The 12,491-nt window shown below is 33.3% G+C and carries 8 protein-coding genes; 3 read left to right on the top strand and 5 right to left on the bottom strand.

Annotated features, from left to right (window positions below; all coding sequences use genetic code 11):
* Positions 1–24: 24 nt before the first annotated feature.
* From AMQ68_RS06465 to AMQ68_RS06445, 5 genes are all read right to left on the bottom strand, one after another.
* Positions 25–345 (bottom strand): immunity protein Tsi6 family protein, encoded by a 321-nt coding sequence (locus tag AMQ68_RS06465; protein ID WP_054509749.1) that lies wholly within the window; start codon positions 343–345, stop codon positions 25–27.
* Between the two features lie 15 nt (positions 346–360).
* Positions 361–4,149 carry a glycohydrolase toxin TNT-related protein gene (locus tag AMQ68_RS06460; RefSeq protein WP_054509748.1) on the bottom strand — a complete coding sequence of 1,263 codons (3,789 nt, stop codon included), beginning with the start codon at positions 4,147–4,149 and terminating at the stop codon, positions 361–363.
* A gap of 45 nt (positions 4,150–4,194) precedes the next feature.
* Entirely contained in the window at positions 4,195–5,577 is a 1,383-nt protein-coding gene (locus AMQ68_RS06455) for an ATP-binding protein (RefSeq protein ID WP_054509747.1), read from the bottom strand.
* A 198-nt stretch (positions 5,578–5,775) separates the two neighbouring features.
* Positions 5,776–7,254 carry a contractile injection system tape measure protein gene (locus tag AMQ68_RS06450; RefSeq protein ID WP_054509746.1) on the bottom strand — a complete coding sequence of 493 codons (1,479 nt, stop codon included), beginning with the start codon at positions 7,252–7,254 and terminating at the stop codon, positions 5,776–5,778.
* A gap of 47 nt (positions 7,255–7,301) precedes the next feature.
* Complete coding sequence (locus tag AMQ68_RS06445; protein WP_054509745.1) at positions 7,302–7,538, bottom strand: hypothetical protein; 237 nt, start codon at positions 7,536–7,538, stop codon at positions 7,302–7,304.
* Positions 7,539–8,312: 774 nt separating this feature from the next.
* Here AMQ68_RS06445 and AMQ68_RS06440 point away from each other — a divergent pair.
* The 3 genes from AMQ68_RS06440 to AMQ68_RS25555 all read left to right on the top strand — a co-directional run bounded on the left by AMQ68_RS06440 (position 8,313) and on the right by AMQ68_RS25555 (position 12,468).
* On the top strand, positions 8,313–8,870 hold the full coding sequence (locus AMQ68_RS06440; protein ID WP_054509744.1) for a DUF4255 domain-containing protein: 558 nt from the start codon (positions 8,313–8,315) through the stop codon (positions 8,868–8,870).
* 52 nt (positions 8,871–8,922) lie between these two features.
* Positions 8,923–10,671, top strand: a complete 1,749-nt coding sequence (locus AMQ68_RS06435; protein WP_054509743.1) for a phage tail sheath C-terminal domain-containing protein — start codon at positions 8,923–8,925, stop codon at positions 10,669–10,671.
* A gap of 75 nt (positions 10,672–10,746) precedes the next feature.
* Complete coding sequence (locus tag AMQ68_RS25555; RefSeq protein WP_054509742.1) at positions 10,747–12,468, top strand: phage tail sheath C-terminal domain-containing protein; 1,722 nt, start codon at positions 10,747–10,749, stop codon at positions 12,466–12,468.
* Positions 12,469–12,491 lie beyond the last annotated feature (23 nt).

Here is a 12,491-nt window from a genome sequence, read left to right as displayed (position 1 = left end):
GTTATCTCAGTTTTTATTCTGCAATCATAGAGATTCCGGCATTTCATGATAATCGAACATTCCTCCAAAAGAATCACTCAATTTTTGTGCATATTCATCATGTTCTAAATCAAAATTTTTAACAGCTATTTCTCCTAAAGAATATCTTTTGTATAATTCATTTTCGGAAAAAACAATATTATTTTTTACTATTTTTTCATTAATGTCAATTAGCTGATTGTGTATTGAATGATACATTTGAATTTCAGGAGACATTTTTAGTAACTCATCTGTTTCTATTATAGCTTGATTTATTATATCCCTATAATATTTTTTTGTTCTATGCTTATTTAGTCTAGTATACATTTTTATATAATTTTTTTAAAACTGACTTTTTGGAATATATATCTGGTTTCCACCTCCTTTTGTATGAACGGGTAATTTATTACCATATTTATCTATTCTCGACCATGTGTCATTTATCTCAGCAGATGTACTTTTTAATCCTTCTGCGTCTTTTGGTAGTTTTAATATTTCTCTGTTTACTTCTTTTATTTCTTGTGTTTGTAGTCTATCGGGTGTTTGAACATTATACTTGTCGGAAACTCCTAACTCACCAGGGGTATTTTTTAGATTATCAGTATAATAATCTCCTCTTAATGGTGTGCCTTCTGTGTTTACCTTAGTATATTGTATTAATTCTGTACCTTCTCGCAATTTAACAATTTCTATTGGTTTAGTAAAATCAATACCAGATATATGAGAGCGTATATCATCAATAGTCATCCAATCATTATGTTTCTGATAAAACTCAATAGCCAGCTGCCTTCTTGCGTTGGTAATCCTTTTTATTTCGTCAGTAACAATCTTACTTATAATTGTCGTTTTATCTGCTTTTACTATATTTTCGTCCTCATTTTTATTACTTCTTATTTTTTTTCCTTTAATAGATCTTGCTTTAGCTAAATTAGTGTTTTTTGATGTTTTACTGATAGGTTTAATATACCCTTCTTTTATTAAATCATTGATAGATACTGGTAGTTCATATTGAATACCTCCACCTTTTTCTCCATACCAAGGGATTATTTCTCCCTCACTGACTTGAGGTATATCTTTCAATACTTCATATCTTTTATATGGCTTACTATCTGTCCCTTTAGGTAAAGCTCTCTCTGTATAGGGAGTGCCGCCTTTTCCTGCAAAGGTTCCTTTATCTTGGAAAGCTCCACTATCATCAAACCACCCACCATATCTGTCAAAAATACTTCCTTTCTTTAAAGTAACATCTACGGTACTTGTTGCTCCTCGGTTTGGAGGCCAACTTCCATTTAGATTATTATCTTTAAATAATTGTTCTAATTGCTTCCAATTTTTGTTTTTAAATAGATCATAAGCCTGTTTTGCTATTTCATCAGATGGAAAACCGCTCTCAACGGATTTTAGAAACTTATTAAAATCGGGCTGTTGGTAACGATTTTCTAATGGCTTATTGCTGATCTTGTTATTAGGTGCTTTTCCACCCATCAAATTTTCAGGCGTATCAATAAATTCCGAATGCTGCTCTGGGTTGTAAGGTTTTTTTGATTGTGTTGAAGTTTTATTTTTCTTCTTTGGCAGTTGCTCACCCTCTATTGCTGCTCCTTTTAAATTTTTACTGCTTAATACCAATAAACCAGCAGTTAAAGTTAATTGTGCCAAAATTTTAACCGTAGCATCTATTTTTTCTGCTGTGGTTAAGTTTTTATTATCATTAATGGCTTGTATACTTTCTAAACCATCAGATGTAATCATAATTCCGGCAGTGCCATTAAGGGCAAAATCGGTTATAATAATATACCGCATTCCTGTTGCGGATATTTTTAAAATAGATGATGCTTTAACGATGCTTGATAATGATCCGGTCATCCCTAAAAAGCTGGAAGCTATCATGATAACATCCAAAGTAAGGGTTTCTTTGGTAAGCGTGCCTTGTTGTACTTTATCGATGATACTTGCTGTACCGGAGACTGCTCCTGTAGCTCCTGCAGCTATAAATAAGAAAGGCGCAATAGGAGCTGCCGGTGTAAACGATGCCGCCAATCCTGCTACTGCCAAACCTAAAGAAGCCCAACCCGCTTTAGTAGAAAGTGATTCCCACATGGATTCTCCATCGGTAGTGAAATTACCTTTCATGCTAGGATAACCCAATGTATTTACCGGAATTTCATACGCTAATATGCCATCTGGATAGGTATTTTTGCGGTCAAATTCTTTAAATAAATCTTTTATATTACTTCCTTCATAGGTACGCTTGTGCAGTACACCTGGTGTAAGATCTGTTAATACATAATTTTTGGAATTTGTTTTGCTTTTTCCTAAAAATAAATTGAGAGATAATGTTTCTGTAGTTTTTTCGTTTACAACAATGGCATTTAAAGCTAATGCTGTGTTAGGAAGAATGGTATTAAAACTTTTATCAATATTTCTCTTGTATTCTCTAATGTTCTGAAGAGCTTTGTAATCCTCTTTTGGCAAGATCACTTGTTGGTAAGATGCTTGCTGTCCTGCCAGATGGTTGCTTTTGTCTAATTCTAGGCAATGTATTGTAAAAACACCTGTAAATGAACCTAAAAAAGCGGCTGTTGTTTGCGACGAATTCATATCCCAGCCATCTTTACCGAAATACGTTCCTCTTTGATAGCCGTGTACAACCGCATTTCTCGCATATTCAACGCCTAGTAATGTGCTAACTCCATCCGCCATTTCTTTCGGGGTGTTGATTTCTGCAAACCAAAAATAATGATGGTCTTTAGGAATCGGTTTTCCTTTGATTGAATAATATAAGTGAGGAATATAGTCCGAATATGCAGTTCCAACTTCTTCAGGATTTTTAGTAGAAGATTCGGTTTTAATAAAGAAATCCGGATTGCTTTTTTGTTCTTTAACTGCTCCTTTCGAAAGATTAAAGTCTATAAATGCTATTTGTTGCCTAAAATCTGAATAATTTTGAATCTTATTCTTTTTCAAATTATCGGATGCTGCCTCTTCAAGTGTTTTAACCTGATGTTTTTTGGTATACGCACTAAACTCATTGGTGATAGTATTTTCTATTATAAACACAAATGTGTAAATGCCCGATTTTTCAGTATTAATTGAAAATTCACTAATTACACTTCCGTCTTGTCTGAAAGTTTTTATATTTTCTACAAAATCAGGGCGATCTAAAAGGCTATATACCGTACCATCTTTTTGTATCAATACTTTTCGGACAACTTCGGGTATTTTTGGTTTGTTGCCCGTGGCATACATAATAGGTGTTTCATATTGATATGCACATTCAAATTCTATTGGTTCTCCTTCCAGTGTATATTTTGTTTTAGATTTAATCCATGGATATGGCCTTTTAGCAATTATAAGAACTTCTTCTATTAACTGACCTTTTGATGCCTGCTCCAGTTCTTGCTGTGACGCTGGTTGAGGTTCTTGTTGTGGCTCTTCAAAGTTTGCATATAATAATTTTATAGCTTTATATAAATCTTTATTACTTTCTAATTCTTCATATAAATCTTCTACTAACCCTGCTTTCCTTTTTGGTTTGTATGTTTTGTCATAATATGTAATTAGTTCTTGTCTGTCTTCATAAGAAAGTTTGTCTAAAGCTTTAAAAACTTTATCTTCATCTGTAGCTCCAAAAATCCATAAATTTCTGTGCTCAAAAGCTTCGTATAGTATTTTAGCACGCTCAGAAACTGAAAGCTGATCTTTTTTCTCCTGTTTTTTTGATGCTCCCAGCGCCTCATCCATTTTCAATAAAGTTTCCCTATCAAAAACTCCAGATTTTTGAATGCCATGATCTCTTTGAAAACTCATAAGCGCAATTTTCGTTTTATTACCAAAAAAAGTCTCATTTTCAGGTGCTTTGTAACCTAGTTTATTGAGTGCTTTATTGAGTGCTAAAACATGCAATCCATTATTTAAAAATTTTATAATAGATGAACCCCTTTCTACTTTATTAAATGCTCTGTTTTGGAATGGAGCATATGTTATTTGGGTAACTTCTGTTTTTGTGAGGGAGATTTTAGCATCTTGATTGCTAATTGAGGTATATTTTTCTTGCTCTTCTATAGTATCGATGGCTTGCGCATCGAACCTGCTGGTTCTTGGCGCAAATGTTTTGTTATGTCTGCTCATATTGTTGATGATTAAATGAGGTCATTATGTTGTGCTAAAAGTTTATTATGATTTTTGTACAAATGGACTAAGACGAGACTGATTTTTTCCAAAAGCCTTTTCGTTTTCTATCATTAAATAAATACTTAGTAATGAATGCGTAATAATGGTTTCATTACGATCATACAATGCGATTGTTACATTCTTCATAATGTTGCGAATATTAGAACCTGTGTAAGAATATTCTTTGGCTAAATGCTTCAAAAGATTGTCACTTTCAAAGGTTATATTTTTAGGTAAATAATTTTTCCAAAGCGATTCTCGGGTCATTTCTGTTGGTCGTATTACATTAATAGAAACATCGATACGGCGCTTAAAAGCATCATCCATATTATTTTCGAAATTGGAGGCCAAGACTGTTAATCCATCAAATTTTTCTATTCTTTGCAACAAATAAGATACTTCCTGATTGGCATACCGGTCATGAGCATCTTTTACATCAGAACGTTTTCCAAACAAAGCATCTGCTTCGTCAAAAAACAACATACAATTTTTACCTTGCAGTCTGTTGAATAACACTTCAAGATTTTTCTCAGTTTCACCAATGTATTTACTTACCACTTGCGAGAGATCCACATGATACATGTCAATAGCATAGGTATTGGCGAGTATTCCTGCCAACATTGTTTTTCCTGTTCCTGGTGCACCATAGAATAAGGCAATAAAACCGGCTTTAAAACTATGGTCATTACTTTTGAAAAATCCGTTTTCCAATGCTTTTATATAATGCCCAATGGGTTTTATTTGTTCTCTTACATTATCTTCTAAAATAATATCATCCATGGTGAGATTAGATTTATAAAGCCTCCCCGGAAAGTAAGAGCCGTGGTCTAGTTGTGGTTTTTGACCTGACAAGAAATAGTTTAAATAAGCGGTGTCCAACTCAATTTTTCCATGAATAAATTCAGTTGAAGAACGATTGTAAATAATATCATTTTTTAATAGTACACTTCCTTTTATGAGTTGGGCACTATAGTGTGACCATAGGGATAAATTTTTACCGGAAAGCAAAAATAGGGCGGTTTGAAAAGTGGGCTTAAAACTACGATTGGCTTTGTTGTATTCACCTCCTGCTTCAATAGCAAAAGCACTGCTATTTTCTTCTATCTGTATAAATGTTTTTAAGATGGATGGATAATGAGCCGAAGCAATCCCCAATGCTAATATTACTCTGTCTATTGCTGTAAGTTGGTGCGTATTTGTGGTAACAGAGTAGGGTGATTCATCATCTAATATTGGAGCTTCGGGTACTTCATCAATACTATTCAATTCTGTTTCCTCTTCTAAAAACAATTCTTTACATCGCATTTCAATAAGCAATTGCAACCATTTCATTTCTTCATTTAAAGAGTTGTGACTTACATCATTGACTTGAAATAAATGATTCATTTCTTCGGTTTTTTCATTAACTTTTGTTTTATTAATGATTTTTCATGGTTAATAGGAGATTTCATAATTTTATTTTGAGTTGACAGTGTGGAAATAAGATTGTAATGCGGGAGGACTGCGAAGGAAATGTTGTTTTTTAATAGAAAATCGGTTCATACAAAAGATTCTGTATTGCATAAACCCATCATACAAATGGTATTACCAGTTCACGAATATGAATTTTTCCTTCCATGGTAGTTTAACAAGACCAAGCCCCCAACCAAGCTTATCAAGTAAAATATCTTGCGCTTTTCGCTCTACGGTAAGGGTATAATCGTGGTCGGTGACAACTAATTTACCAGACCGTTGGAAAAACTCATTTCGTAATAATGCTGAAGATGATGTTTTCATTGGGTTCCAATTATGCTGAACACTTTCTATTACATTTTTAGCTTGTGTTTTGTGCTTGCGCGAAAGTTTAATATGCTTATTAATAGTTTGGTTCATCGGAATATTACATAAGAATTTTTCAAAAACCATATCGTATTCGGGAGCATTTGTTTTTCCGGTAGCGATATAATGTAATAAGTGTGCGCACAATTCAGGATTAAGGAGTTGCTGGTTTTTTGGATCCAGAAGATCACAGTGCTCAAAAAATGTTTTGATGAACGGATGTATCAAGATAAGCCCTGCATTTTGAATATATTGGCCATTATCTTGGCTTAAATCATTGTCGTCCTGGCTTAAATTTTCATGGAATATTTCATTCTTTTGATGAATTGTTTCCATTGAAGTTTTTGAATTTTCAGACTTGTTTTCTGAATTATTTTTGATGCTTTCTATACTTTCAAAAATTTCATCTTTTGTAATAAAAGGAAATATCTTAACTACTTTTTTCAGATTCTGATGCTTGTTTTTTGCCTTTGAAAAAATGGTTGAAGCTGATTCTATTTTTACTATTTGTTGTAGAAAATATTCTCGAAGATTAACATTTGGTGAACTTAAATGCTGCGATAATACATTCAAAACCAACCCCCAAACGATTTGTCTTTCCGCTTGATTCAGTTTTGAGATATATTGTATTATATCAACATTTAAATTGATTTTTAAGTCCCTATTTTTTAAAATGGTTACACATAATTGTGCAATCTGCTCATTTGAAAGTTGATTGATAATTCGATTCTGAACATTGGTTTTTGATAAAATAGAAATAATACTTTTTTTGAAGTTGTTAGCCAAAATCAAAGTATCAAATACCTTTGGTTCTAATAAAGCAATTCCCTTTCTTTCCAGATTCCACCATGGCATATACCCGTTTTCTAAGAAATAGATAAAAGATTGAAGAGCTTTTTCCTGACTGTCAATTAGATATGCTTTAGGGTCGCTTTCTGTTTTTTGATTTGAAATTTCGATTGGTTTACTAATTTCTGACAGCTCTTCTTTAAAAAGTTCAGCAATTTTATTTTTTAATTCAGTATTTAATGAGCTATTTTTTACATCCAGATTCAATTCTAGTTTGGGAATTTGTAAGGTGTGGCCAGCTAACATATGCTCTAAAGCATTGATTTGCTTTTCTATTTCCGGAAAAACATCAAGAGATAAGAAGTTATTAATATCGTCTTTTATACTCAATGCTTTTACTTTGTTGTTGACTGTAATTTCAACAAAAACTTTCTGAATGATATGATCTTGCTTCACCTTAAATAGATTTTAATTATATTGATAGTTGTCAGATTGTTTTATTTTTATTTGAATTCTCCTCCCCAAAAACCTGCGGGACAAAGACTTAATTTTGATCTTTGTTTTGCGCTTAGTCTGCATCCACAGCCTCTGATAAATCCCTCTTTGGGAGAATCTATAACTTCTAATGTCTCCGGATTTAGCCATTTCATAGCGTTACAATTGTTGCCATTTTTTAAAGGACATGCATTACAAATTTGTTCTCTTAAAGAAAAAATTACTTCTTCATCCTGATTAGCCATACCTATTTTTGAGCGTAATTCATTAAAATGACCGCCAATGATTTCATTGCGCTTGCCAACAAATTTTTTTAATATTCATGTGATAAGTTTTAAAATTATTGGGTCAAAATTAGAAGAAGAAAAGTCGTTTTACGAATTATAAGACAGGTCTATTCAGTCTTTGCAGTAAAATATAAAATCACTTTTTAGTGATATACGTTCGTGATTTAAAAAAAGTTTAGCTCCAAAAAGTGAAGAAAGAATTGAAAATTTTTCGTTTTTTTGGAGCTTTATCCCGATTGAAAAATATCTATCAAGTTTGTCATCCTACAATGATGTAGGCATGAATATTTCCATACAACTTTCTAATACTATGTTTAGATTTCTATCGGACTGAGAAATTTTATGGAAATAGGTTAAGAAGAAAAAAATTCAACCACTAAAACGAAAGTTTAAACAACTTCAATACTTACTGATTTCAAAAATCAATTCAAAATCACCAAAAACAATATAATTAATCATGAATTTCATGTTGAAGTGAAATGTTTTTCACCATTAGAATCTGGCTTTATCTGCAGTGGTAAATATCACGACAGTTTGATTAAGTATTTTTTAGAATTAAATTTTAATTATTTAATCATTTGGTTGTTAATTTGTTATCGTTATTTTTTTTTAACTTTTTTTATAAATTTAAAAATTCTATTTACTGCAAAGACAGGTTTGGAGCCTCAAAATATTTGTCTTTTGACAAGTTGTGATTGTATGTTTGCACCATACTAATAAAGAACAGAAATTATGATTGATAATGTACTAACAGTTTTAAAAGATCAACTGAATATTGGAAATTTACGTGATATTGTTATTGTTGATAACATTGCAAAACACGATGATGATACCTCAGGTCTTGATAAGGTTGTCATTACTTTGCTAAGTGTTGAGGAAGAATCTACCATGAAAAATGCCTCAAGATATAATCAGGTAAAAGTGGGTAACACACCAGTTCGCTATGACTTAGAAACTGCTCCTGCTTATTTGAATTTGTATGTAATGATTGCTGCCAATAGAAATAGTTATCGTAATGCTTTAATAAATATTTCGAAAGTTATTGAAATACTTCAGACAAATAATGTGTTGACATATAATGATTCTGAACCAGAAAAAAGTTTCAAGTTCAGAATTGAATTACACTCTATTCCTTTTGAGCAGCTAAGTTACATTTGGGGATTATTAGGCGGAAAGGTAATGCCTTCCGTATTATATAAAATTAGTGTAATAAAGATTGCGGCTACTGCAGATCCGATCAAAATTGAATTAATTAATGAAGTTAATGTAAAAAGTATTAAAGTCGATTAATCATAAAAAACAAAAATAAAAACTAATAACCTTTAACTTAAATTTTTAAAACATGCCAAATCCAACAACGCCAGGCGTTTCAGTTGAAGAAATTACTAAACTTCCAAATTCTGTTGCATTAATAGATACAGCTATGCCTGTATTCATCGGGTACACTGAGCTAATACCCGAAGGTTATGATATTAATAATAGTAAAAATGAAAAGCTTAAAATCAGCTCTCTTTTGGAGTTTGAAGCTAAGTTTGGAAAAGCAAAAAAGGAAAGTATCCAACTGAAGAATACCAAAGATAAAGGAGTAACCCTTGTAACACCAGAAGTACAATTTTTAATGTATTATTCGCTTCAAGTGTATTTTGCCAATGGCGGCGGGCCATGCTACATTACGTCTGTAGGAACTTACGCTTCGACAGGAGTGGAGCTATCTTCTCTGAAAAACGGACTGAATAAGATCGAAATCCTAAAAGCTATTGAAGAACCCATTCTTATTGTTTTCCCTGACGCTGTTTCATTAGACGAAACCGATTTTTATGATCTTTACAATTATACAATAAATGAAAAATTAGGATTAGAAGGTAAAAATAGATTTGCCATTTTAGATACATATGAAGGGGATAATCTTGATACAATAGATCATTTTAGAACTCAAGTTATAAATCCAACCAGCCATGCTGCAGCATATTTTCCTCACTTAAAAACTATTTTGAATTATTCTTTTGATGAAACGGAAACAGCTATTGTACATACCGGTTTACAACAAGCAGGAGAAAGTAATGCCACTTTTTATGCAGGTGAAATTGCTGCTTTAGATGAGTTGAAAAATTTAGCAAGTGACGAAATCTCAAGTGGATCTGCAAAAGCTTTTGTACTTGCCGATTTACTAGGTCAGGCGATTGCGATTGCTAAAGAAGTCAATGAAGCAGCCGATAATACAACAGGTCAAACAATTGATGCAAAAGCAACTTTAATCGACGCAATTAATGAAGCAAAATTTGTCTTAGATGCTATACATGACGGAACAATAGACAATTTTGAGAAGCCTGAGGATTTAGATGAAAATGCTTCTATTTTTAAGGGAGAATTTGATGACTTAATAAATGCAATTCTCGCGGTAAAAGATGAAAAAGGAGATGCAGATGGTAAAAAACTTAAAGATTTAGAATCATCGAATTCAGCATTATACAATCAGATAAAAAAAGAGATTACATCCTTAAAAGTTATCCTACCACCATCATCAGCAATGGCAGGACTATACGGTAGAGTAGATAGTACAAGAGGTGTTTGGAAAGCACCGGCAAATGTAAGTCTTAATTATGTAATTGCGCCAACAGAAAAAGTTTCCGAACAGGAACAATCAGATCTAAACATAGATGATACCGGAAAATCAATCAATGCTATTAGAACTTTTACAGGAAAAGGCACATTAGTTTGGGGGGCAAGAACCCTCGATGGCAAAGATAAAAAAGGGAATAAAGATAATGAATGGAAGTATGTGCATGTACGTCGCTATTGTGATATGATGGAACAATCAATAAACGTAGCGCTCAAAACATTTATTGGTGAACCCACTATTCCCTCCACCTATTTACGAGCAAAAACAATGTTGGAAAATTTTCTTAACCAACAATGGATAGATGGGGCATTGGCTGGAAGCACTCCGAAAGAAGCTTACAGTGTAAAAGTTGAAGGAACCAAAGATGCAAATACTAATAATAATATTTTGAATGCAACTGTTGAAATAGCACTAGTGCGTCCTGCAGAATTTATTGTATTGAAGTTTTCGCACAAATTACAACAATCATAAAAAAATCAATCACGAATAAACATTCGAATTTTTATTTCGAGATATAATTAATATTAATTTAAAATTTTTTAACAAATGAATTACAAAACCCCTGGAGTCTATGTGGAGGAATTGGAGAAATTTCCACCTTCCGTAGCGCAAGTTGAAACGGCTATTCCTGCTTTTATTGGATATACAGCACAAGGACAGCAAAACAAACCAACAAGAATCTCTTCAATGTTGGAGTACGAATCTCTTTTTGGAAAAGCAAACCCGGAAACTTTTGCTGTAGATTTCAAAGATGGTGTGGCAACAGCAACACAACCTAAAATAAGCGATTTCAAAATGCATTATGCTATGCAAATGTATTTTGCTAATGGTGGTGGTCCTTGCTATATTGTATCAGTAGGAAATTACACAGATCCTGTACTTGTAGAATCTACGACATCAAATAAAACTTTATTAAAAGGTCTTGAATTGTTGAAAAAAGAAGATGAACCTACACTTATCGTTTTCCCGGATCTTCAAAGTTTAGTAGCCTCTGCTGCTGATGTTGCTGCTGCAAGTGCTGCTTCTCAGGTTGCAGAAGATCATGAAAATGTGGCTATTGAGGCTGAAGCTGCTGCTAAAGCTGTTTCAAACGCTGTTGAAGGCGCTGATGTAAAGATTGCTGTCGCTGCTGCAGTTGCTGTGGCTAATGGCTACACTGTTACTAATCCAAGCGATCTTGCCAAAGTAGCTGCTGCTCAGGCTGCTCAAGCTGTTGTTGCTGCTGCTAAAGTAGCTGCTGCTGTTACGAATGCTACTATTATTACTGTTAAGGCCGCTGCTAAAGTTATTGCTACTGTTTATAAAGAAGATCTTACCACTGCTACAGCTATTGCTAATCTTGCTTCTCAAAATGCTAATAAGACTTCTGATGCTAACGTGGCTGGTGCTATTACTGATGTTTACTCTTTGTATAATAGCGCTTTGAAGCAGGCAGAATTGATGAAAGACAGATTTGTTATTATGGATGTTCTTGGAAATGATGTTATTTTTAGAAAAGAAGTAACGGCTACAGGTTTAGAATACGGAGCTGCTTACCATCCAAAATTAAAAACAGTGTTGAGTTATGATTTTGACGAAGCTGATGTTTTAGTTACTGGTGCATCTGGTATCACAAATTTAGCAGAATTAAAATTAAAGAACTCAGATTTCTATAATCAGGCTAAAAGAGCAATTGAGGCTAAATCAGTAGTATTAGCTCCATCATCTGCAATGGCCGGAGTGTATGCTAAAGTAGACAGTAATTCAGGTGTATGGAAATCGCCAGCTAACTTAGGACTTAATTATGTTATAGCACCAACAGAAAAAATCTCTGATAGACAGCAGGATGAGCTTAATGTAGATCCTACATCTGGAAAATCAATCAATGCGATCAGAACTTTTACAGGAAAAGGAACATTGGTTTGGGGCGCAAGAACATTGGACGGAAACAGCAACGAATGGAGATACGTTTCTGTACGTCGTTTCTTCAACATGGTGGAAGAATCCGTGAAAAAATCTACAGAGCGTTTCGTTTTCGAACCGAATACTGCTAATACTTGGATCCGTGTACAAACAATGATCGAGAATTTTCTTAATCAACAATGGCAAGACGGTGCATTGGCTGGAAGCAAACCTGAAGAAGCTTATTACGTAAGTGTTGGTTTGAACAAAACAATGTCTGCTCAGGATATTTTAGAAGGAAGAATGGTCATCGAAATTGGTATGGCTGCTGTACGTCCTGCTGAATTTATTGTATTGCGTTTTTCACACAAATTACAGGAAGCATAAAATAATTAAACTAAATAACAATT

Source organism: Chryseobacterium sp. ERMR1:04, from assembly GCF_001297705.1.
Classification (GTDB): domain Bacteria; phylum Bacteroidota; class Bacteroidia; order Flavobacteriales; family Weeksellaceae; genus Chryseobacterium.
This window is presented reverse-complemented; position numbering and strand designations above follow the sequence as displayed.

Excerpts from the sequence above, each read along its gene's own strand:
- AMQ68_RS06455 (WP_054509747.1), bottom strand. The coding sequence starts at position 5,577 with ATGAATCATTTATTTCAAGTCAATGATGTAAGTCACAACTCTTTAAAT.
- AMQ68_RS06445 (WP_054509745.1), bottom strand. The coding sequence starts at position 7,538 with ATGGCTAATCAGGATGAAGAAGTAATTTTTTCTTTAAGAGAACAAATT.
- AMQ68_RS06435 (WP_054509743.1), top strand. The coding sequence starts at position 8,923 with ATGCCAAATCCAACAACGCCAGGCGTTTCAGTTGAAGAAATTACTAAA.
- AMQ68_RS06460 (WP_054509748.1), bottom strand. The coding sequence starts at position 4,149 with ATGAGCAGACATAACAAAACATTTGCGCCAAGAACCAGCAGGTTCGAT.
- AMQ68_RS06440 (WP_054509744.1), top strand. The coding sequence starts at position 8,313 with ATGATTGATAATGTACTAACAGTTTTAAAAGATCAACTGAATATTGGA.
- AMQ68_RS06465 (WP_054509749.1), bottom strand. The coding sequence starts at position 345 with ATGTATACTAGACTAAATAAGCATAGAACAAAAAAATATTATAGGGAT.
- AMQ68_RS25555 (WP_054509742.1), top strand. The coding sequence starts at position 10,747 with ATGAATTACAAAACCCCTGGAGTCTATGTGGAGGAATTGGAGAAATTT.